Source organism: Schleiferilactobacillus harbinensis, from assembly GCF_008694105.1.
In the GTDB taxonomy this organism is placed as follows: Bacteria; Bacillota; Bacilli; order Lactobacillales; family Lactobacillaceae; genus Schleiferilactobacillus; species Schleiferilactobacillus harbinensis.
On record NZ_CP041364.1, the window covers coordinates 2,513,230 to 2,535,463 of the forward strand.

Consider the following 22,234-nt stretch of genomic DNA (forward strand, 5'->3'; position numbering starts at 1 on the left):
AAATGCAGTCGTGGCAACGGCTTGGGCTGTTATATCAGCACTAACAGGAACATTGCACACTGACCGCGCGGTTCGCTACACTTAAATAGTAGCAAGTACATACCAATACAGAAAGGATGATTCCTATGTTGCACTGGTTATGGGTCCTCATTGTCGGGGCCATTATCGGCGTGATCGCCGGCGCGATTACTGGCCGCTCTCTCCCCGGCGGCTGGATCGGCAATATTATTGCCGGCTTGGTCGGCGCTTCTGCCGGTCAATGGCTCCTGGGCTCTTGGGGCCCCCAGCTTGCTGGCATGGCCCTGATTCCTTCGATTCTCGGGGCCATCATTTTGGTCGTAGTCGTCTCCCTCGTGCTCGGCCAAATGGGCAAATCGGCAAAAGCCTAGCCCGCAGTACCGCTTGTACTTCATGATATACTCTCCCCAACTGTCCCGGGACCTCCCGCCCGGGGCAGTTTTTGTTTCACGTGAAACGTGGTATCCTTGCTCTGAAAGAGGTGCCATTTATCATGAACTATCACGAAGAGACTCAGGATTTATTTGATTCCGCACCAGATTACGCCTTTGCCCACTGCATTGCAGCTGATGCCGGCATGGGCGCGGGCATTGCCTTGACCTTCCGCCGCTACTATCCCGAAATGCCTGGCGCCGTATTAAACGCCGAACCCGCCATCGGTGACGCCATTCGCTACGTCGGCCCCGATGACCGGGTGATCTACAACCTGATCACCAAAGGCGAATCTGCTCAACTCCCAGAACGCAGCGACTTCGAAGCCGCGCTGCGCACGCTGAAAGAAGCCCTCATCGCCCACCACGAAAAGAAACTCGCCATCCCCCTCATCGGTGCCGGCATCGACCGCCTGGATTGGCGCGAAAGTGCTCCGTTCATCCAAGAACTCTTTGCGGACACGGATATCGAGATTATGGTCTGCCGGCTGAAATAGGCAAACCCACCCACACAAATAGGGATCCCAGTTATAATTCGGCTGGGATCCCTATTTTTAGATTGTAAAAGTTAGATTCTTCTGCGTACCTAGCGCCAAGGAGGATATCGCCTACCAGATCTTAACCCGATCCTCCGGCTTCTTATACAACCCATCCCCAGGCTTAACATCGAAGGTCGTATACCAGTCATCCTGGTTCTGCACCTGAATATTCGCCCGCAGCTTATTCGGCGCATGCACATCAATCGCCAAAATAAACTTCGCATACTCCGGCCGCGCCTTTTCCCGCCAGATCCGGCCCCAGTTCAAGAAGAATGCCTTCAGATCCACATCTGCATCCTTCTTCGCTGTCGCCAAAGCCGCCGCTAAGCCGCCATCATCCGCAATATTCTCGCTGACGATCTGCTTGCCGTTGACCGTGCCGCCAGCGACCTTGAGCCCATCGAATTCATCGATCATACCCTGGGTACGCTTCTTGAATTCTGTGAAGTCGGCGTCCGTCCACCAATCCTTCATATTCCCGAATTCATCGAACTTCGCCCCGTTGTTATCGAAACCGTGACTGATTTCGTGGGCAATAACTGCCCCGATACCGCCCAGGTTCTCGCTGCGGGTCTGGTCCAAACTGTAAAACGGCGCTTGCAGAATCGCCGCCGGAAATGTGATATCGTTCCGGGACGGGTCATAGCTGGCATTGACCAAATGGCCCGGCATGTTCCATTCCGTCCGATCCACCGGTTGGGTCAACTGTTCGGCATTGTAAGCCTGCCCCGCCTTGCCCAGCGCAATAATGTTATCGAACAGACTCTTATCTGGATCCACGTGGAACCGATCGTAAACCTTCTTCGGGTGATCCGGATAGCCCATCTTCAAGACCATCTTGTTCAGTTTCACGACGGCCTTATCCTTGGTCGCCTGGGACAGCCAGTCGTTACCGGATAGCCGTTCCTTGTAGGTCTGGATCATATCTTGCACCATTTCGGTGACGTCCTGCTTGGCTTTTTCGCCAAAGTACTTGCGGCCATAGTAAATACCGATGGGTTCGCTGAAATGACCGTTGGCTAAGCGATACGCATGCTTCTCTTGGCTTGGCGCTTCCGGCCGGCCAGTCATCGCCCGGCCAAATTCACCGCCCGCCAGCCGCAGCTCATTGCTCAACAACCCAGTGTTGCCCAGCAACTCCATCAGATAGTTCCAGTGCATGAAGCGCGGGAAGGATTCTTCGTTGAATAATTCAGAAAACTCCTTCAAGAACCGGGGATCAGCCACAATAATCTGTTCCGGCACGACCGGTAAAAGTTCCTTTAAGTAGCCCGTAAAGTCCAGCGGCGCCAGCTGCTTGGCCACTTCGGCTGTCGGCGTCGGGTTGTACATCGCGGGATAATCCGCCCATTCCTCGCGGCTCTTCACGTGCTTAGCGATTTCTTGGTCAAAGGCCAAGGTGTCTTTAATATACTGATCCTGGTCAGCCGCACTCAGCGGGGTCTCGGCAATGATCTTACGCGCCATCTTTTCCCAGACCGCCAGCAGCTGCTTGGCCTGGGGATTGTCCGGCGTATAGTAGGTCGTATCCGGTAAAATCGTATCCAAGCCGGCCAGCGCATAGGAGTTCTTGCTGGTGTCCTTCATGTCCGGCTGAACGCCGCCGCCGAAGGGTACCAGATACAGATTCTGAGACAACTCAGCCATGTCAGCGGAGAAAGCACTCAGTGTTTGGTAGGATTGCAATTTTGCCAGCCGCGGCAGCACGGGCTTGATACCCGCCGCGTCCCGGGTCTTGAAATCCAGGGCTTGCTTGTACAGCGTGATGGCTTGGGCAAAGTATTTGTCCGGCGCTTCTTCTTTACCTGCCGCCATGTCGGCGAACTCGCCCATCATTTTCTTTTCGACATCCCGGGCCAGGTCGTTGAAACCGCCGGTCGACGATTCATCGTCGGGAATTACAGCGTTCTTTTCCCATTCGCCGTTCACATAATCAAATAAATCGTCTTGGATCCGTACTGTTGTCTCTGCCATGTCATTCATCCCTTCTGGATTCTGTTATATGTTCTCACTGTACTATAATGCATTGAAAAAACAAAGAGGCTCACTTCATTTCTTCCGGTCGGGCTGCATTGATCTCAATCTGGCGCAGCATCACATAGAACGTCACCAGCTGGGCATCAGTCAATCCCTGGCGCAGGTGCTGGTGCCCGGCCAAAAGCACCTCGACCAATTTCTGATAGGTCAGCTGCCCTGCAGCACTTAGCTGGACCAGCCAGCCGCGGCGATCATCGGGGTTGGCCACCTTCGTAATCAGCTTTTGTTCCTGCAGCTGTTTCAATCGGCGGGTGACCACACTGGCAGTGATGCCCAGCCGTTGCATCAGCCAATCTTGACTGAGTTCCGTTTGCTGGCCAATAAATAACACGATTAAGTAATTATCCAAGGTCAGCTGCAGCGGGGTCAAACGGCGCTGCAAAAAGGTGTCCAGAATTCGGTGGGTATGGGTCAAAGACGCGTAAATGGCATCCGGCATAATCGGTGTGGTGGCAGGCATGGGTGATTCTCCCTCTCCTCATAAAAAAACAATCAATGTAATATATCCCCGTGGTGTAGCGCTTTTCGCGGTCTCTTCATAGCACGTTTGCGGGCAAAAAACAACCTGTCAGCCAAAAATTCTCCGTGCTATACTCGATGCATTGCGACGAGAACACACCATCGAGAGACGGTGGCTGTACACAATTTAACGGGGAGGTCATTCGATGCAGAACTTGAAACTTTTCACACCCACAGATAACGCACATGTATGGCTGGACGCTGATACATACTTGTATGCAGGGCCCACTGGCATCGTGTCGTTGAATCGGCAGGCGGGAGACGACATAGAAACGCTGGATCGGTTAAATTACCGTTTTTTCCGCAGCAATTTTCCCCTGTTCCTTTTCCACTATTTCCCAACGATCTCCTTGGTCGATGTGCACACGCTGGAAGTCCGCCTAGACCAGTTCTATGAGAACACCGTGCGGTAACGCTACTGACTATCGTCGCTGCTGGTCGCGGCCGTGCCCTGGGTCTTGCTCAGGCTAGCCGCCCAGCGCAGCGTGCTCAGCGCATCCTGACCGGTAAACGTGTAAAGCCGGTCGCCATCATTCCAGATTACCTGTTGGCCGGAATCATCCGTCGCAGGGGTCACCAGCGTGACCGCCCCCTTATCACTGGGGAGCGGCAGTGCCGTTTTGGCTAGCTGGCTGACCACTTTTTCCGCCAACGGTTGGGCGTCATCATGGGTGCTGCTGTCTTGGACAGTCAGCACCCATTTGTTATCCGCCCAATGCAAATAATGCGCCGTCGGCCCGCCGGTTTGGGTGGCAGTGACGCCTTGACCCAGCTTGACGGTACTCAGCCCGCTTTGCACCGGTTCGGCGTTGACGGCCGCGGCGGCAGTATCGCTGCTCGTATAATCCCGCCAGGTGAGCTGGTACTGCCACTGAGCGGTGGCGGTTTTTTGCAGATCCTGACTGGTGTCGCTGGGGGTGTACTGCAAAATTGTTTGGTCCCCACTGGCGGTACTGCTGACCTGCCAGTACCCATTCTTTGGCGGTGTCTTCAGCAGATACAGCTCTCCGGCCAGATCCTGAGTCAGCTGGGTGTTGATTGCCGCCAGGGCGTCCTTCGGGCTGAGATCACTCACGTCCTGGCTGCTGCTCGTTTGACTGGCATCTTCTTTTTGCTTGCTTTGGCTGCTGGCCGACGTTTTTGCCGAGCTGTGGTTGCTGGCCGGCGTGGTTGGCTGGCAGCCAGCCAGCAGTAGCGCACCGCTGGCCGCCAGCATGAGTAGTGATACTTTGCGCATACGCAAACTCCTTTCTGAATGAAGGCCCTGAATTAAAATAGATGATTCCATTATAGGCTATTCCTCTGGATGTATGTGCTATCATTGAGGATACGGAGGTGTCAATATGGCAATATTAACGGATACTTATACGCTGGCCAACGGCGTGCAGATCCCCAAGATCGGCTTCGGCACTTGGCAGGTTGCGCCAGGACAGGAGACTTACGACGCGGTTACTACGGCGTTAAAGTTGGGCTATCGGCACATTGATACGGCTTACGCTTACCGCAACGAAGCCGATGTCGGCCGGGCCATTCGCGATTCCGGGCTGAAGCGGGAAGACGTTTTTGTCACCACCAAGCTGCCCGCAGAGGTCAAAGATTACGACCGGGCCTTAGATACGTTCAACGAGACCATGGCCCACTTGGACCTGGGCTATGTCGATCTTTACCTGATTCATGCCCCCTGGCCATGGGGTCAGCGGGGGCAGGACTACACCGCCGGCAACCTGGCGGCGTGGGATGCCTTTGAAGAAATTTATCGCACCGGCCGAGCGCGGGCCATTGGCATTTCTAACTTCGCGGTCAAGGATATGCAAGCGGTTCTGGACCATGCGCAGGTCGCGCCGATGGTCAACCAGATTCATTGGTCCATCGGTTATACTGAACCGGAAATTACCGACTACGCGCAGAACCACGGCATGCTGGTGGAAGCTTATTCCCCGCTGGGCACTGGCCGATTGATTGGGAATAAAGATATTCAGGCGGTCGCGGATCATTACGGTGTCAGCACCGCCCAACTGGCCATTCGTTATTGTATCCAAAAGGGTGTGCTGCCGCTGCCCCGCTCAATCAATCCAAAGCATATTCAAGCCAATCAAGATATTGACGGCTTCGTCATTAATGCTCAGGATATGGCTGCCTTGAACGCGCTGCATCTGCGCTGACGACAATAAAAGGCCCCCGCGGGGGCCAGAGGGCGCAGGCCGACGGTCAGAAGCGGCGGCAGAAGGGCACCCCGGCACAAAACCCGCACTTAGGTTTTGTGCCGGGGTGCCCTTCTGCCATAGCTTCTGTCGGCCGGAGCCCGTTTAGACAGTCAGCTGGTCGTGTTCAAACGTGATCAGCTGCTGTTTCATCGCCGTCCCCGCACGGTATTGCCCCACACTGCCATCTTGTCGGACGATCCGGTGGCAGGGGAGCACGATCAGCAGCGGATTCTTGCCGACGGCACTGGCCACGGCCCGGACAGCGTGTGCCAGCCCGCAGCGGGCCGCCAGCACGGTGTACGATATCGTAGTACCGTACGGGACTGCCGCTAATGCTTGCCACACCTGCTGCTGTTGAGGCGTGCCGGTACTGAACGGCGCCAGCGGCCACTGCACCGTGTGCTGGGCGCCCGTAAAGTAAGCGGTAAATGCCTTTTGCAAGGCCGCAGCCTGATCCGAGGGCATCGGGGCGGCAGCAGCTGTCCGCCACTGCGGGGCAAACTGCTGCCACTCGTTCAGCCCCACCCGGCCTGGGCTGCCGACAAAGACTAATCCTTGGGGTGCTGTGATCACCGTGAACTCGCCCCAGGGCGAATGCACTGCCGTCGTTAAATACTCGGTCAAAATAAGCCCTCCTTAGCCAAGGCGTATTAATTGCCCCCGCCCAGGCCTTCGCTTTATAATGTACTTGTAGATTGAAACACGCGTTGATCTACATGTGTTGCGGCAGGCAAGGCCGCGACTCTCCCTCTGTACCGGGTGTATCTCTGGACGGCAAGCCGGGGATACACAAAGAGCTGGTCGATACAAACTCGGGTATTGACCAGCTCTTTTTTTGTCCAGCGCCAGAGAGCGTAGGCCGACGGTTAGAAACGTCAGCACAAGGCAGGGGAAACGAAAAACCTGGGCTTAGGTTTTACGTTTCCCCTGCCTTGTGCTCCAGCTTCTGTCGGCCGAAGCGCGTTTAGCCGGTGGCACACGTTAAATTATATTAACCGCGAGGAACGAATGTGACTTTAACATCACTCTGATACGCGTCCGCAATCTTCGCCAAAGTTTCCAGAGACGGCACACTCTTGCCCTTTTCTAAATTAAAGACACTAGAGTACGCAATCCCGGTCGCCTCAGAGATACTTTTGCGATCGGCGTTTTGGTCTTCTCGGAAATCGCGTAGGAAGTTGCCGGCAGTTTGGGCCGCATCTTCATGACTATTATTTCGCGAAATCACAAACGAAGCCTTTTTATCCTCTGGGGCAACAGCGACGGGAGCGGCCTTTTTCGGTGCCTCTTGCGTCCCAAACAAGGCCGGCACGTCAACATTCAGGTCAGGATTTAAAGATTTCAATGTTTGTAACGTATTTAAGATGCTCTGACTGATCGTTTTTAATTCGTCTTCCGAGGCATCCACGGGAATCGCGATTTCTGCAACGCCACTGTGGATGGGGATCTTTAATTCGATGGTATTTGTTGAATCCACTAAAACCCCTCCAATGTATTATCAAGCTATAAATAATAATACACTCAAAACAACCGATATGCAAAAGAAAAAAGATACCCGAATTGTCAAATTAAGTGCAACAGTGAAGACTCATCCATGTGAATTGGTTTAGTGTGAATTGGTTTAGGTAGTGGGCAGGGATTCCTCCAGGCCCAGGGGGGAGGCCTGGAGCGCCGCGATTGCGCTGCGGTATCCAAGGCACTTCCTTAACCGGTGGTTTAAGACATCTTGGCTCTTACGAATCTTCTCCTTAGAGACTTCCCATAGTGATTGACCCTTTGGAATGAATTCTCGAATCAAGCCGTTGGCATTCTCGTTACTGCCACGTTCACTGGGTGTATAGGGATGGCAGTAGTAGATCTTTGTTCCTCTGAGTTGGTCCAAGAGGGCGAACTCAGAACCGTTGTCGAAGGTGATGGAGTGGAATAGATAAGGATCATGTGTGTTCAGAACGTATTGCATGGCCTCTAAGCAAGTCCGGGCGTGATAGTTTGGGATCTTGTAGATCAGCTCATAACGTGTGACACGTTCTGTCAGGGTGAGTAATGCTGGTTGGTCGGCAGAACGCTTCCCCTTCACCAGGTCGCCTTCCCAGTCACCAACAAACCAGCGGTTATTGATTTGTTTGGGCCGCTTGTCGATGGACGTTCCAGCGATGCGTTTATTCTTACGCGCATGACTACGGCCTGGCCTTTTCTCGCGACGCCGCAACTTCTCAGGCAGATCCATGTTGGTCACTGACAACAGTCCGGCATCAATGTAGCGATACACGGTCGGCGTTGAGGGGCACGAACGATTAGGCCAGAGTTGCTGGAACTGATGCACGTACCCATCAATACTTTGTTCACGATACGCATGCTTCTTGATCTGAGCGGTCAGCCAGTTAAAGAAGTAGGTACACTTCTCCAACATGCTCTTGGCGTGGGAATGGGTCTGTCGTTCTTCGTGTTGTCGTTGGGCAGCATCAAAGAAGTAATCCTTGTAGTAATGATAATTCGAATCCCGTTGCTGGACTCGGCCGCGCTTAAGCTCACGGCTTACCGTACTAGGGGAATGATGGATGATGTGTGCAATATCGCGAATGGAATATTCATGGGAGTGCCAAAGCGCATCAATTATTCCGCGCTCGCCCTCTGTGAGTTGAGTGTACGAGCCGAGACTGTTAGACTGATTGTGGGTCATGAAGGTCACCTTTCTTGGTAGTTTAGTCGCTTCAAGGATAGGTCTTCATGGCCTATTTTGTTAAATCAACCCGGTCGATTGGTCTAACTCAATCGGTGTTGCACTTCAATTTTAAATCCGGCAAGAAAAAAGATATAAAAAGTACTGCGGTAATCACCGGAAAGCTCCGGTGGACCGCCCTCCATCCCGCTTTTAGCCGGTCGCTTGAGAAATAATAAAAAAATGTAAAGAAACCATGACAAAATTGTGTGCATGTCTGGCGGTACTGATATATGAGGAAAAAACAAAAGGCGCGGCTTGCGCCGGCGCCTGATCATTCAGATAGGTATTAACTCATGCTATGAAGCATGGGCCCGGCCAACAATTGGCCGCTATTATATGTTTGCTGACGCAGATCGCCATAACGATCTGCCAGATGTACTGTGACTGGTACCTGTTCAAGCAGCGGGACGATCACGGCGAAGACGCTGCGTTCCCCGGGGGCAATCGGCCGATATAGGTTTTCCCATAATGCATTAAGTGCGGGATAGGCAGTGACTACCGCAGCCACTAGTTCCCGGTTAGGCCGCAACAAGGATAATTCCTGCCGCTGCTGGGAAGCCAGCAACCAGCCGCCTTGGACAAAAGCAGCGGGCTGAACCGCAGCATCGCTGGTGTTCACGTACTGCGCCGTCAGTACAGCACTCCATTGGCCATCATCTAATTGCAGGTAACGGACTGAGCGCACTCGGAGCTGGCCCAAAACAGTTTCCAACCATTCACCCCGGACGTTGGCTTGGGCAGCAAACGCAGCGCGCAGTTGACGGTTTGTCATTTGCAGTGCCGTCCGCACTGTCGTAACTGCTGGTGTTTTTGCACCCCACAGCATATTCAAGAATGGTCTAGTCCGCTCTCGCCATTTAAAAACACCCATGTCGCTATGCCCCCTTGCACTTCATCAAACTATCATTTAATTCTATCGTACCGGGAGACCAGATGAAAAGCAACGACTATGGACCGCCGTAAATGAAACGTAATAAACCAGATGATTGCGCAATATATCTGCAATAATGTAAGCGCATAGAGATTAAGAAACGGTAAATCTACCGGCTTTATTTCCAGCCGGTCTGCTTCTGCCAATGCAAGAATTCGTCCTTTTGGGCTTGCCAAACGGTGCGATCCTTTTCTGTGATTGAACGCAATACCCGCGCCGGGTTGCCCGCAGCCACAATGTGATCCGGAATATCCCGAGTGACCACTGAGCCTGACCCAATCACGACATCACTGCCCACGGTCACCCCAGGATTGATAATCGTACCGCCGCCAATCCAGACGTCGTTGCCGATCGTGATCGCTTTGCCATATTCAAGATCTTCACCGCGAATCGCCGCATCGATGGGGTGGCCGGCGGTATACAGACTGATACTCGGGGCCATATAGACCCGCTGACCAATGGTGATGGGCGCCGTGTCTAAAAAGACACAGCCGGTGTTGGCATAAAAGTCTTCACCGATCGTGGTGTGGCTGCCGTAATCCGCATAAAACGGCGGCTCAATATAATAATGCTTACCCACACTGGCGAATAAGTCCTTCAACACCGCCAAGCGTTTGGCACTTTCCTGGGGCGGAATATGATTAAATTCCCAAACCAAATCACTCCCCCGTTTGCTGGCCGCTCTGATCTCGGCATCCGCCGCCTTGTATAATTTACCCGCCAGCATCCGTTCATTCATTGTCTCCATGGCGTAAAATCTCCTTTGTCCGCGTTTTTATCCATTCATTATACTCGATACAGCCCATATTTCAGGTATACTAATCAATAAATGATTAAGGGAGGGGCAGCGCGTGCGTTTTACTAAAGAAGAAAAAAGCTGGATGATGTATGATTGGTCCAATTCAGCCTATGCGATCGTGATTGTCACGGCAATTCTGCCGATTTACTTTAAGGCGGTGGCTACCGGCGCTGGGGTATCAGCAGCCAATTCCACCGCTTACTGGGGCTATGCTAATTCGTTCAGTACCCTGATTGTGGCGCTGCTCGCGCCGGTCCTGGGTGCGATTGCCGACTACCGGCCCTATAAACAGATGCTGTTCCGCCGCTTCACGGCTTTGGGGATCATCGCCACCGCCCTCCTCCCGTTCGTCCCAGAGCGCTGGTGGAGTCTGCTGCTGGCGATCTTCGTGATTTCTAACATCGGTTATTCCGGCGCGAACATCTTTTATGACGGGTTCCTCACAGACGTGACTGAAGCCGACCGGATGGATCGGGTATCCGCTAACGGCTTTGCCCTGGGTTATCTTGGCGGTGTTATTCCATTCATTGTGGTCATGGTGCTGGAATTGACCAACGGCTTCGGCTTCATGGGGCAAACCGCCATTGTTCGGTTCTCTTTCTTTCTGTCGGCCATCTGGTGGATCGTCTTCGCTCTGCCCATGTGGCGCAATGTCCGCCAGACCTATTACTTAGACCCAGTAGACCACCCCGTGCGGGCCAGTTGGCACCGGGTGCGGGTCACCACCGGCCGGATCATTCGCAATCGGCCGGTCGCCCTGTTTTTACTGAGTTATTTCTTGTATATTGATGGCGTGGACACGATCTTCACCATGGCCACACCGATCGGGGTGGATCTGGGCCTAGGCAGCAGTATGCTGATGGTCGTTTTGCTGCTGGTACAAGTGATCGCCGTACCTTTCTCCATTCTGTACGGCCGCTTGGCCCAGCGCTTCGGCACGAAACCGATCCTGCTGATGGCTTTGGGCTTTTACGCCTTCATCACGCTGTATGCCTTCTTCCTCCACGATCAGATCGGCTTTTGGTTCCTAGCGGTGCTGATTGGCATGAATCAGGGCGGTATCCAGGCCGTCAGCCGCAGCCACTACGCCCGCTTGATCCCGAAGCAGGAAGCCAGCGAATACTTCGGCTTCTATAATATCTTTGGCCAGTTCTCCGCCATCTTTGGGCCGCTGCTGGTCGGCGCCATCACTCAGCTCACCGGCCGCTCGACGATCGGCGCCAGCTCCCTATTCATTTTCTTCCTAATTGGGTTTATTATCTTCCTATTCGTTCCCCAGCAATCTGCCGCTTCTAGAAAGGAGTAATCTCCGATACTACAACGCATGTATGGTCCCTTCTTTGACCTCAATAACTGGGCCCACGTTATTACGTCCGGTAATGACTGGCTGATCATCCTCTCCCTGATTCTGCTGGAATGTCTGCTGTCCGTAGACAACGCCGTGGTCCTGGCGGCGCAGACTCAGGTGCTTAAAGACGAATCTGAACAGCGCAAATCTCTGCTTTATGGGATTTGGGGCGCGTATTTATTTCGCTTCATCGCCATCGGCTTAGGTACTTACTTAATTCACTTCTGGTTCATTAAGATTCTTGGATCAGCTTACTTAGCCTATTTGTCCTTTCGCTTCTTCTGGGATCGGTATCACCATGCGGGAGATACCGCCACTGAGGGCGAAAGCAAATTGCTCCAGGGGAAACACCACCGGATCAGCCTGTTTTGGCGGGTCGTCATCTCCATTGAATCGATGGATATTGTCTTCTCCATCGATTCGATCTTAGCGTCCCTGGCCGTATCCAGCAATACCGTCGTCGTTCTGATTGGCGGCATGATCGGGATTCTGTGCATGCGGGGCGTCGCCGAGATCATCATGGCCCTGATGGCCAAGATTCCGGAATTAGAGGTGATGGCCTACGCACTGATCGCGATCATTGCGGTAAAGCTGTTCTTAGGAATTCCGATGATCAATATTGAAATCCCCAATAATGTCTTTGCATTGATCGTCGCCGGAGCAGTCATTGTGACCTTGGTCATCCATTTCGTCCGGCAAGCCCGAGCCGCGGAGAGTAAGCGAGAATGAAGAAAAGCGAGACCCCCGCTGGGCAGATTTGTCCATTCTGCACACTGCCGCCGTCCCAGGTCGTTTTAGCGAATACGACCTGCTTGGCCTTCTTTGATCGATCGCCGGTAACCCCAGGGCACTTACTGATCATTCCCCGCGCCCATCGCTTGGATTGGTTCGCGCTCACGCCGGCAGAACAGCAGGATATGGCCGATTTGGTGCGGCGCGGCAAAGCGCTGCTGGCCGCCAAGTACCATCCGGCCGGCTACAACATTGGTTTAAACTGCGGCGCTGTGGCCGGGCAAACGGTGTTTCACTGCCACTGCCACCTGATTCCGCGGTATGTCGGCGATACACCGAATCCGCGGGGCGGTGTGCGGGGTGTGATTCCGGTACGCCAGCACGAATAAACAAAAAATAGACCCGGTGCACTGAGCCACTCTTTGGCTCGCCGTGCACCGGGTCTATTTGGATTACTTCTGCAAAATTTCCTGAATCGCATCCGCCAGCGGCGTCAGCGGCCGGCCCAAAACATCCGGCAAATCTGTCGTGTCTTCAGCCAGCACGCCCTGACGAATCATCGCCTGGGCGGCCGTTTGGAATTGCGCCAGCCGCGGATCAGCCCCCTGGGCGATCAAATGCTGGGTAAAGGCCTCGTCACTCACCGCTTCGATGGGGAACTCCCCGGGAATCGCCTCGGCTAAATCCCGGAACGTCCGAGCGGGACCAGCAAACTCATAGACGGGTTTGGGCGCCGCCGCCACAAGGACGCGCGCCGCGGCTTCGGCGTACTCCCGCTCCAGTGCATACCCGGCCCGGCCAGCGCCAGCGGAATAAATGAACGGCTCACCCGCCGCGCCGGTTTTAAGAAAGGCCAACTCGTTTTCTAAATACCAGTTATTGCGCAAAAAGGCGTGGGCCAGCCCAGCGGCTTGAATCGCCTGTTCAGTGAGCCGGTGATCCCGGGCCAGCGGCACGGTGGCCGTATCGGCGTGGGGGAAACTGGTATAGGCAATGAAAGAGACACCGGCTTGTTTGGCAGCATCAATGACATTTTGATGCTGCTGCGGCCGGGGCATCACCCGACTGGGGATCGAGGACACGAAAAGCAGCTTATCCACTCCCTGCAACGACTGCACCAGTTCTGCCGGTTGGGTATAATCGCCCGCCCGGACAGTCACGCCGGCAGGCACCAGGGCCGCCGCTTTGTCAGTATTTCGGGCCAGCGCCACAATATCTGTCGCCGGTACCAGTTGGGCTAATTCTTTGACGGCCACACGGCCAAAACGGCCGGTGACACTGGTAATTGCATAAGTCGTCATTGCTTGTCCTCCCTGGATCGTTAATCGAGCTTTTTGGCCAGTATCTTGCTGAGATAATTACCGCCCAAGACTACCACGACGAACGCAATAATTTCAATAATTAACGTGGTGTCGTGATTAAGTCCTAGTAATTTCGCGACCCCTGCCGTGAGCAGCATACCCACTAATACGATGGCAGTGAAAATAATAGTCTCCAGGGGGGTGGGCGTCTTCTTTTTTTCTTCCTGATCAGTTTGTTTCTTCTGCATGGTGGATAAGCACCTTTCTTTTCCGCTAAAGCCTTAGATTCCCCTGTATTCTAACAGAAAAGCCGCGGGTATGGATACGTCCGCGGCGTGAAACAAATGTAAAATCAAGACACTATTAACGTATTGTTTTACGCGTCAACCCCACCAGCAGCAGGAACGCGATCCACTCGCACACCATGATCAGCGCGACCATCGGCAAACTGCTGCGGGTGCCGAACAGACCCACAACGGGAGACATCAAGCCGCCGATGGCATTCATGCCCAAGCCCAGCAGCGCGCTGGCTGCACCAGCGTGTTGGGCTTCATTGCCCAGGGCCAGGGTCGTGGCGGTGGTGTTCACGGCCCCAACGAGAGAAATAATAATGACCAAGCCGCCAGCTAACAGCAACCCGCTGGGCCACTGGCTGATGCCGAATAAGAGCAGGGTACTGGCGATGGCGGCGGTGAGAATGCTGCCGCCTAATATTTTGCGGCCGTTTTGATCATTCAGTCCGCGGGCCGCAAACTGCGTCGCGACGATCATCCCGGCCCCGTTAATGGCGTAAATAATACTGAATACTTGGGGCGAAAAATGGAAGACCGTTTCAAAGGCAAAGGCGGAACCGGAGATATAAACATATAATGCCCCATAAACGAAGCCCTGACTGAGCATGTAGCCCATAAACGGCCGGTCTTTAAATAGTTCAGACATTTGGGTAAAAGCGGCGAACCCGGTCGCGGTGCGCCGATCAGCAGGCAGCGTTTCAGGCAGCCCCCACCAGGTCCACAGAAAGAGGATCAGGCCAATCGCGCCGAGGATGACAAACACCCCGCGCCAGTCGGTAAAACTGAGGACAGCACCGCCAAGCAGCGGGGCGATGATCGGGAAAATCCCATTGATCGACATCAAAATACCCAAGAACCGTCCCAGCTGCGGGCCGCTGAACAGGTCTCGGGCCACGGCCCGGGACAGTACTTGGCCCGCTGAGCCGCCGATTCCTTGGAACAGCCGCAGAATGATCAGCGGCCAGATACTGGTGGTGAAGGGAATCAGGAAACTGGTCAAGGTGAACAGCCCAACGCCGGCCAGAAGCGGCAGTTTTCTTCCCCACCGATCGCTTAACGGGCCGACAATGATCTGCCCGGCGGCGAGACCAAAAATACAGCTGGTGATCGTGAGCTGGCCAGCGGCGCTGGTGGTGTGCAGCTGGCTGGCAACTTCTGGTAAAGCGGGCAGGTACATATCCATGGACAGCGGTCCAAAGGCACTGAGCACGCCCAGCAGTACGGTGCGGGCGGGATGACGGGGACGGGATGACATGACAGCTTCCTTCTTCCAATAGAGTAACGCAACAGCTCATTATAACAGGGGGGCAGCCGGTTGTATGCCGCATGCCAAGAACGTATCTGCGGGATGAGAGAAGAGCATTAGAATCGCCCCCCATGTACAGAGGATTTTACAAATAGAAGGCAAGTCCCATTCCTTGACTGACCACTAACTAAAAAGACCGCTCGGCCATCCTCGAAAACGAGGACAGCAGAACGGTCTTTGCGTTGACCCGGTCATCGGACCAAGGCCAGCCGGCGGTTACAGACGGTGTCCGTAAACTCCCGGTCGTGATCGATGATGATCATCGTGGCGTTGCTTTTCTGGACGCCAGCCAGCAACTGGTTGCGGGTATCCACGTCCAAGTAGTTGGTCGGCTCGTCCCAAATCAGGACATTACCCGGTTTTTGCAGGGCCGCAGCGAGCAGCAGCTTTTTCTTTTCGCCCATGCTCCAATGACTGACGGGGACTAAAAACCGCGGCCGGGGCATCCCCATTTTATGCAGCCAGTACAGGATCGTTTGGTCCTTCAAGGCATCCGGTCCAACCGCCGCTAACAGTTTATCTGGATCAGCAAAGGTCTGGGGCAAATAAGCCAAGCTGAGCCCCTGGGGGATTTGAAACGCCCCCTGGACCGCACCGGCTGGCAGCTGTCCCAGCAAGGCGTGAATCAGGCTGGACTTGCCAATGCCGTTGGGTCCCTGGATTTGCAACCGGTCGCCCCGATTCAGAGTAAAGCTGACGGGCTGAAACAGCTGCCGCTTGGCCAGGTGCACGGTCACCGCATTGGCCCGCAAAACAACTGGTTCCCGCCACGGGGTGTACGGTACCGTGAGCGGTTCAACCTCATCCACGTTTTTCAATAATGCTTCCTTATCCGCGATGGCGGTGGTGTTGCGCCGTTCCAAATTCTTCGCTTTGCGCATCATCTTCGCCGCCCGATGGCTGACAAACCCGCGGTCCGCTGAAGCGGACACTTTGGCTTCCGTCTTATTCGACCAGCTTTCCCGTTGGCGCTCGGCCACGGTGAGCCGCTTAATTTCTTTCTTCAGTTGGCCCTGCTCAGCGGCTTCCCGCTCATCCGTGGCCGTCTTCTCCCGGTGCCAGACGCCATAGTTGCCCTGGTACAACGCCACCTGCTTCTTCTCGATGGCCAGCGTGTGGTCCGTGGTGTCGTTGAGAAAACCCGGGTCATGGCTGACGACGATAAAGCCCTGTTTCTGGCGCAAATACCGGGCAGTCTGGGCCCGGCCCTGGGTGTCCAAGTGATTCGTCGGTTCGTCGATCAGCGCAAAACCCGCTGGTGCACTGAACAGCTCAGCCAGCAACACTTTGGTCTGTTCACCACCGGAAAGGGTGCCAAACGGCTGGTCCAGAATCGTCAGCGGCAGGCCGAGATCCTGCATTTCCACCTGCCACTGCCAGGGCTCGACGGCACTAATCGCCAGTAAAACGGCGCTGACGGTCATGGTGTCTGCCTGAGCCGGCAAGGGTTGAGGGAAATAATGGAATGCCAGATCAGTGGTAATGGTCCCCTGGCTGGGCTGCAAATCGCCCATCAGCAGGTGCAGCAGTGTTGTTTTACCTCGGCCGTTGCGCCCGACTAGGCCAAGATGCCAGCTGGCATCGAAGGCCACGGATAGATCACTCAGTAACGGCGTTTCCTGGTCTGGATAGCCGAAAGTCAGATTTTGAATTTGAATGGTGCCCATGATACGGCCTCCTTTCTTTTAGTGGTGCAATACGATGGCGGCATTACAGATTGTCTGGGTGAACGCGGCATCGTGATCCACGATGATCATTGTCGCGGCGCTCTTTTGCACGCCGGCCAACAGCTGATTGCGCGTGTCCACGTCCAAATAGTTGGTCGGTTCATCCCAGATCAGGACATTGCCTGATCTTTGCAGAGACGCGGCGAGCAGCAATTTCTTCTTCTCGCCCATACTCCACCGGGCGACCGGTACCGTGAACCGGGCCCGCGGCAGACCCATCTTGTGCAGCCAGTAGAGAATATCCTGATCGTGCAGAGCGGCGGCTCCAACAAACCGCATGAGGGCAGCAGGATCAGCGAAAGTCTGCGGCAGGTAGGAAAAAGTCACCCCTGCTGGGATTTGATACGTCCCCTGCAGTGCGGTGGCCGGCAATTGGCCAAGCAGCGCCTGAATCAAGCTGGTCTTCCCGCTGCCGTTTGGTCCTTGCAGCTGCAATCGTTCACCCCGGTGCAGCGTGAAATTCACCGGTTGAAATAATGACCGCCCATGCCGCTGGACCGTCACCGTCTCGGCCCGCAGCACCGGGTCCTCCCGCCAGGGGGTGTAAGGCACGGTCAGCGGCTCGATCACCTCAATGTTTTTGAGCAGCGCTTGTTTAGCCGCAATCGCCGTATCGCTGCGATGCTCAATATTCTTTGCCTTGCGCATCATCCGCGCCGCTTGTTTACTGAACGCCGGACCCTGGGCGTTGGTCTTCTGCGCCCAAGTACTCCGGGTTTGGGCCGCGGCAGTTAAGCGGCTGATTTCCCGCTTCAACTGCCCCTGTTCAGCGGCCTCGCGGGTATCCGCCGCGGTTTTCTCCTGATGCCATACTTGATAGCTGCCTTGATACAGTGCAACACCCTGCCGCTCCAGAGCCAATGTATGATCCGTGGTGGTGTCCAAAAACGCTGGGTCATGACTGACCACGATGAACCCCTGCTTGTGCTGCAAGTACCGGGCGGTTTGCCGGCGGCCCTGAACATCCAGGTGATTCGTTGGTTCATCAACCAAAGCAAATCCGGCGGGGGCACTAAACAACTCGGCCAGCATAACTTTGGTCTGCTCGCCGCCGGATAACGTGCCAAACGGCTGATCCATCAGCGCCAGCGGCAACCCCAGGTTCTGCATCTCCACCTGCCACTGCCAGGGCTCAGCAGCACTGATGGCCAGCAAAACTTCACTGACGGTCATGGCCGCCGCTTGGGCCGGCAAGGGTTGGGGAAAATAGTGAAATGCTAAATCAGTGGTGATGGCCCCTTGGGTGGGCTGCAAGGCGCCCAGCAGCAACCGCAGCAGAGTGGTTTTGCCCCGCCCATTACGGCCGATCAAACCCAGATGCCAACTGGCATCAAACGATACAGACAGCTGCTTCAATAACGGCTGTGCTTGATCCGGATAGCCGAAAGTGAGGTTCTGAATGGCAATCGTACTCACTATAAATCACTCCTTCCGCAGAGTATTCCCCGGGAAATAGTTCGTTTATTCCGCCGGGGCCAGCACCAGCGGGGTCGATTGTCCGGTCCCCGGGTCAGCCACCAGCTGCAGGCGGCGCAGTTCCCGTTGCACGGCCGGTGAACGGAAATTACCTTGGGCGACCAGCTGGCCGTGGCTCATGACCAGAATGCGGTCTGCTGCCCGGAAGATCTCATCGTTGTACCGGTGAGTAATCAACAGAAATCCTTGCGGGAGCTGGAACAGATCGTGTTCCAGCGTCGTGGCAATGTTGGGATCCAAGCCAGTGGTCAATTCATCAAAGATGAAGTAGCGATAGCCGCGCAGGTACAGCCGGGCCAGCGCCAACCGCTGCTTTTCGCCGCCGGATAATTCCGGACCGCGATCAGACAGCGGGGTGTCCAAATCGTGGGTCGTCAACCAATTGGCCAGCCCCGCCCGATCCAGGGCCGCGACAATTTGCTGATCCGGATATTGGGGATCAAACAGACTGACGTTTTCGCGGACCGTGCCTTGGAAGATATAACCGTGCTGCTCCATGATGCCGATCGTGCGGTAGACCGCCAACCGGTTGATCTGCTTCAAATCCTGCCCGTCAATGGTCATCTGACCGGAATAGCCGTGGACTTCGTTGAGCAGTGTCCGCACCAGCGTCGATTTACCAGAACCGCTGGCGCCCACCAGCAGGACCTTTTCCTTGGCCCCCAGCCGGAAGGAAACATCCTTCAGAATCGGCTGATCGTTAATTTGAAAGGCCAAGTGCCGGCCGACGATAAACGGATCTGTCGGCGTCAGATCGGCCATCTTAGCCTCGGCCTGCTGACCCTGCTGCAGAACCGTCTGCAACTCGCTGGCCGCTTTGCGCCCACCATAGAGTTCCGTCAGGTAGCGGATCATGCTGGCCATGGGCCAGTTCAGCATCGCGGACAATTGCGAGAAGGCCACGAGCTGGCCCAGGTCCATCTGCCCTTGCTGCACGAACCACGCGCCCAGCAGCCATGTGCCGAAGTACAGCACATCGGAGAAGGCATTGGAGACTCCGCCAATAATTTTCTGCACTTTCACATCCCGGGTACTGGCATCCGTCAATTCCTGGTTCGCCGCCTGGTGGCGGCGGAAGAAAATCGGCTGGGACAGCGCGTATTGCACTGTCGTGAACCCTTGCAGAAAATCAGTGATGTGGCTGGTGTAACGGTCCAGCTGGTCCACGACACCTTCCTTGGCATTTTCCAAATACTTCTTGGTCAAAAACGGCAGGATCACCGACGGAATACTCAGCAGTACGATCAAGCCCGTGATCAGTGGATTGATCAGCAGCGTGCCGATCGTCGCAATGACCAACTGGGCCGCGTTATAGGCCAGAAACAAAATAATCTGAAAATAACTTTGTTGGACCAGATCCACCTGTTTGGTCAGCTTCGCCACGTAGCTCCCGGTCGTGGTGCGGTTGAAGGTGGACGGATCAAAATCATCGATCGTGGCAAAGACGTCATTGCGGATCCGTTGTGAAATCCGCGTCGGCCAAGCCAAGCTATCGTACTGCCACAGGGAATCAATGACGTTAGACACAACGACATAGCCCAGCAGCAGCAAAATTGCATTGAAAAAGCTCATCTTCACCTTGCCAGTGGCAATATACATGACCCATTGCAGCACGTAAGCGTAGAAGGTCATGGTGAAGGCGTTGACGAGGGTCAGCACGATGTTATACACCAAGTGCTTGCGGTCGTCGGTTAAGTAATGTAACACGTAAAAAAACCTCCCCTGATGCCCATTTACGGCGCCAGGAGAGGTTGCATGAAAGCAGTGTTTATTTAACGATGCGCGCCAAAAGACTCCGCCCTTGGCTGGCACCAAAAAAACACACGTCGCAATATCCTGTACGTACGCAAATGAGCTGATGTATGCCATACAGACATACGGTCAGTCAATCGCAATAACCAGTCAAACTGGTTATGCAAGCAGCGCAATACGTACAGAAATGGACATGTGTTTCACCTCGTTAATATTTGATGACCTAAAGATAGCACACCCTCATCCGGGTTGGCAAGCTTTTAATTTTAAAAGATAAAAAATGAGGACTCAGAACCGAGCCATCAGAGTTTTGTCATTCAATGTGTTCCACATGCCGATTATCCCGCGGCCGCTGCAAGGCCGTCTGGGTCGTTGGCGGGATCACCGCTGGCATTTCCACGGGTTCACCCACCAGATTGCCCTGGCGGAATTGGATTTTGAGCTGCCGGGCTAACGCTGCATCTTCCTCAGTTTCCACGCCGGTTAACACCAAATTAATTTGCCGTTCCTTAGCCAGCTGATTCCAAAACCCCAGATTGAGGTGCAGCCAAATCGACGGATCATCCTTGCGAAAAGCCGCCATGGAACATTTCAACACATCGACCACCGGCAGGAGCCATTCGATTTGCTTCAGGGCCTGCAAATCGGAACCCACATTATCCACGGCAAACTTAGCCCCGAAATCCTGAGCCGCGCGAATGTTTTGCAGGAAATGATATTGCTGGAGCCTGCCGGGGACTTGGTCAGACCGGTATTCCACCGTCAAATACAGCGGTGCGATCTGATGCATCATCCAATGCACAAAATTGGCAAACTCGTGTCCAACGATTTGCGCATAAGTCAGATTCACTGCCAGCGAAATGGGCGTTTCCGGTAATTGACTAAACGTGGGCACCAGCAGCTGCCGAATCTGCCCCAACGTCAAGTTGTTGTCCTCCTGGGGTACCGACCAGGTGCCGTCAGCCTGCTTTTTGCGCAGCAAACACTCATAGCCGACGACCCGGCTGGCATCATTCACCTGCGGCTGAACAAAATAGCGCCACTGATTGGTACATGGCTGCTTGGTCGGTACCGGCTGCCGTCGATTATGTACAAGCACGATCAGGCCGATACCAGCCAGACCAAGAAAAACAATCGATAAGATCCAAGCCCCCTGTATCATCAGTCTTACCTCTTTTCACCCTGATTCTAAAGCCGCTCATCTGTTTTGTTAATATCGTAGCAAATTGTGGGAAAAGTGCAATGCATCAAACGTCATATTCGGTTTCTTTGAGTGCGGCGTGCATCAGCTCCGCCGGGGTTTTTACCGCCGCTGGGGCACTGCTGGCAATCCCGATGATCAAACTGACATCCACGTCCGGCATGTCCGGCTGCTGCGCGAGCTGAGCGGCAAAAGACGTGCGTATCCGGTTAGCAGCAATCTGCGCCCCTGCCTTATCGGTATAGAGCAGCACCGCCCAAGTCGGCGTGGTCTGATTCACGTAATACACCACGTCGTTGTCCCGCGTCGCATGGTCCAGCGTCCGGGACGCCGTGCGAATCAGCGCCGCAAATTGCGCTCGCGACAATAATTGACGCAGCTCCCCCAAATACCGCAGCCGAATGGCAATGGTACTGACGGGAATCGAAAAGCGCCGGCTTGTTTCCAAGAACACGCCCGCGTCTTCGTAATAGGCTACCGTGGTTCGCAAATGGGTGGCTTCGTCGAAGGCACTGTACTGATCCTGGCTTTCAGCCAAGTGGGTGATTTCTGTCTGCAGCTGCAGTGTCGTCTGGGCCACGCCGTGGAAAACCACCGACAAGGCCAAGGGCATCAGCAGCCAAAAAATCATCACCAGAGAAACGGTCTGATCCGCCAACACGTTTTGGTATACCATAATCGTACCTTGCCCAAAAATAAAGACCATATTCGCCACCAGCCCAAACATCAAGCCAAGAAAATAGGTCAACGCCACCAGCAGCAGGGCAATCCCCAGATAGATAGTGTTGAGCAAAATGTGGGTCGAGGTGAGCCCCATGAAGAGTGCCGTCACTGCGAACAGCGCCAAAAAGCCCAGCAAGTACAAGTCTGTTTTTAAATTCAGCCGTTGCGGTTTCAT

Annotated in this window: 23 protein-coding genes; 7 read left to right on the plus strand and 16 right to left on the minus strand. The window is 54.5% G+C overall.

The annotated features are described in order from the left end of the window. Positions 1 to 125 precede the first annotated feature (125 nt). Both FMM01_RS12380 and FMM01_RS12385 read left to right on the plus strand, forming a co-directional pair. Positions 126 to 389 carry a GlsB/YeaQ/YmgE family stress response membrane protein gene (locus FMM01_RS12380; RefSeq protein WP_063516726.1) on the plus strand — a complete coding sequence of 88 codons (264 nt, stop codon included), beginning with the start codon at positions 126 to 128 and terminating at the stop codon, positions 387 to 389. 122 nt (positions 390 to 511) lie between these two features. Next, on the plus strand, positions 512 to 946 hold the full coding sequence (locus FMM01_RS12385) for a macro domain-containing protein (protein WP_063516727.1): 435 nt from the start codon (positions 512 to 514) through the stop codon (positions 944 to 946). 111 nt (positions 947 to 1,057) lie between these two features. On the opposite strand, the gene FMM01_RS12390 is transcribed toward FMM01_RS12385, so the two are convergent. Both FMM01_RS12390 and FMM01_RS12395 read right to left on the minus strand, forming a co-directional pair. After that, on the minus strand, positions 1,058 to 2,962 hold the full coding sequence (locus FMM01_RS12390) for a M13 family metallopeptidase (protein WP_051225466.1): 1,905 nt from the start codon (positions 2,960 to 2,962) through the stop codon (positions 1,058 to 1,060). 70 nt (positions 2,963 to 3,032) lie between these two features. Next, positions 3,033 to 3,485 (minus strand): MarR family winged helix-turn-helix transcriptional regulator, encoded by a 453-nt coding sequence (locus tag FMM01_RS12395; RefSeq protein WP_150392728.1) that lies wholly within the window; start codon positions 3,483 to 3,485, stop codon positions 3,033 to 3,035. Positions 3,486 to 3,690: 205 nt separating this feature from the next. Between FMM01_RS12395 and FMM01_RS12400 the strand changes: the two genes are divergently transcribed. After that, a complete protein-coding gene (locus FMM01_RS12400; protein ID WP_150392729.1) occupies positions 3,691 to 3,957 on the plus strand; it encodes a hypothetical protein in 267 nt (88 codons plus the stop codon). 2 nt (positions 3,958 to 3,959) lie between these two features. On the opposite strand, the gene FMM01_RS12405 is transcribed toward FMM01_RS12400, so the two are convergent. Next, a complete protein-coding gene (locus tag FMM01_RS12405; protein WP_150392730.1) occupies positions 3,960 to 4,781 on the minus strand; it encodes a hypothetical protein in 822 nt (273 codons plus the stop codon). A 106-nt stretch (positions 4,782 to 4,887) separates the two neighbouring features. On the opposite strand from FMM01_RS12405, the gene FMM01_RS12410 reads away from it, so the two are divergent. Beyond that, positions 4,888 to 5,706, plus strand: a complete 819-nt coding sequence (locus FMM01_RS12410; RefSeq protein ID WP_150392731.1) for an aldo/keto reductase family protein — start codon at positions 4,888 to 4,890, stop codon at positions 5,704 to 5,706. A 144-nt stretch (positions 5,707 to 5,850) separates the two neighbouring features. On the opposite strand, the gene FMM01_RS12415 is transcribed toward FMM01_RS12410, so the two are convergent. The 5 genes from FMM01_RS12415 to FMM01_RS12435 form a co-directional block, all read right to left on the minus strand. After that, positions 5,851 to 6,372, minus strand: coding sequence for a methylated-DNA--[protein]-cysteine S-methyltransferase (locus FMM01_RS12415; protein ID WP_223849941.1), 522 nt, complete (start codon positions 6,370 to 6,372; stop codon positions 5,851 to 5,853). A gap of 367 nt (positions 6,373 to 6,739) precedes the next feature. Beyond that, entirely contained in the window at positions 6,740 to 7,225 is a 486-nt protein-coding gene (locus tag FMM01_RS12420; protein WP_035441252.1) for a helix-turn-helix domain-containing protein, read from the minus strand. 144 nt (positions 7,226 to 7,369) lie between these two features. Next, entirely contained in the window at positions 7,370 to 8,428 is a 1,059-nt protein-coding gene (locus FMM01_RS12425) for an IS30 family transposase (RefSeq protein ID WP_150391459.1), read from the minus strand. 328 nt (positions 8,429 to 8,756) lie between these two features. Then, a complete protein-coding gene (locus FMM01_RS12430; protein ID WP_027828954.1) occupies positions 8,757 to 9,341 on the minus strand; it encodes a hypothetical protein in 585 nt (194 codons plus the stop codon). 178 nt (positions 9,342 to 9,519) lie between these two features. Beyond that, a complete protein-coding gene (locus tag FMM01_RS12435; protein WP_150392732.1) occupies positions 9,520 to 10,149 on the minus strand; it encodes a sugar O-acetyltransferase in 630 nt (209 codons plus the stop codon). A gap of 103 nt (positions 10,150 to 10,252) precedes the next feature. On the opposite strand from FMM01_RS12435, the gene FMM01_RS12440 reads away from it, so the two are divergent. The 3 genes from FMM01_RS12440 to FMM01_RS12450 are packed head-to-tail and all read left to right on the plus strand — an operon-like array spanning position 10,253 to position 12,669. After that, a complete protein-coding gene (locus tag FMM01_RS12440; RefSeq protein ID WP_063516183.1) occupies positions 10,253 to 11,506 on the plus strand; it encodes an MFS transporter in 1,254 nt (417 codons plus the stop codon). Between the two features lie 18 nt (positions 11,507 to 11,524). Next, positions 11,525 to 12,277, plus strand: coding sequence for a TerC family protein (locus tag FMM01_RS12445; RefSeq protein ID WP_150392733.1), 753 nt, complete (start codon positions 11,525 to 11,527; stop codon positions 12,275 to 12,277). Next, on the plus strand, positions 12,274 to 12,669 hold the full coding sequence (locus FMM01_RS12450; protein WP_027828950.1) for an HIT family protein: 396 nt from the start codon (positions 12,274 to 12,276) through the stop codon (positions 12,667 to 12,669). The genes FMM01_RS12445 and FMM01_RS12450 overlap by 4 nt, the downstream gene beginning before the upstream one ends. A gap of 63 nt (positions 12,670 to 12,732) precedes the next feature. On the opposite strand, the gene FMM01_RS12455 is transcribed toward FMM01_RS12450, so the two are convergent. The 8 genes from FMM01_RS12455 to FMM01_RS12490 all read right to left on the minus strand — a co-directional run bounded on the left by FMM01_RS12455 (position 12,733) and on the right by FMM01_RS12490 (position 22,234). Further along, positions 12,733 to 13,581 carry an NAD(P)H-binding protein gene (locus tag FMM01_RS12455; protein ID WP_150392734.1) on the minus strand — a complete coding sequence of 283 codons (849 nt, stop codon included), beginning with the start codon at positions 13,579 to 13,581 and terminating at the stop codon, positions 12,733 to 12,735. A gap of 20 nt (positions 13,582 to 13,601) precedes the next feature. Then, positions 13,602 to 13,829 (minus strand): hypothetical protein, encoded by a 228-nt coding sequence (locus tag FMM01_RS12460; protein WP_063516180.1) that lies wholly within the window; start codon positions 13,827 to 13,829, stop codon positions 13,602 to 13,604. A gap of 115 nt (positions 13,830 to 13,944) precedes the next feature. Next, positions 13,945 to 15,129 (minus strand): multidrug effflux MFS transporter, encoded by a 1,185-nt coding sequence (locus FMM01_RS12465; protein ID WP_063516179.1) that lies wholly within the window; start codon positions 15,127 to 15,129, stop codon positions 13,945 to 13,947. A gap of 242 nt (positions 15,130 to 15,371) precedes the next feature. Then, complete coding sequence (abc-f, locus tag FMM01_RS12470) at positions 15,372 to 16,847, minus strand: ribosomal protection-like ABC-F family protein (RefSeq protein WP_150392735.1); 1,476 nt, start codon at positions 16,845 to 16,847, stop codon at positions 15,372 to 15,374. 18 nt (positions 16,848 to 16,865) lie between these two features. Beyond that, positions 16,866 to 18,323, minus strand: a complete 1,458-nt coding sequence (locus FMM01_RS12475) for an ATP-binding cassette domain-containing protein (protein WP_150392736.1) — start codon at positions 18,321 to 18,323, stop codon at positions 16,866 to 16,868. A gap of 45 nt (positions 18,324 to 18,368) precedes the next feature. Continuing rightward, complete coding sequence (locus tag FMM01_RS12480) at positions 18,369 to 20,090, minus strand: ABC transporter ATP-binding protein (RefSeq protein ID WP_190973366.1); 1,722 nt, start codon at positions 20,088 to 20,090, stop codon at positions 18,369 to 18,371. Positions 20,091 to 20,448: 358 nt separating this feature from the next. Beyond that, a complete protein-coding gene (locus FMM01_RS12485; RefSeq protein WP_150392738.1) occupies positions 20,449 to 21,297 on the minus strand; it encodes an EAL domain-containing protein in 849 nt (282 codons plus the stop codon). A gap of 85 nt (positions 21,298 to 21,382) precedes the next feature. Then, on the minus strand, positions 21,383 to 22,234 hold the full coding sequence (locus tag FMM01_RS12490) for a GGDEF domain-containing protein (RefSeq protein ID WP_150392739.1): 852 nt from the start codon (positions 22,232 to 22,234) through the stop codon (positions 21,383 to 21,385).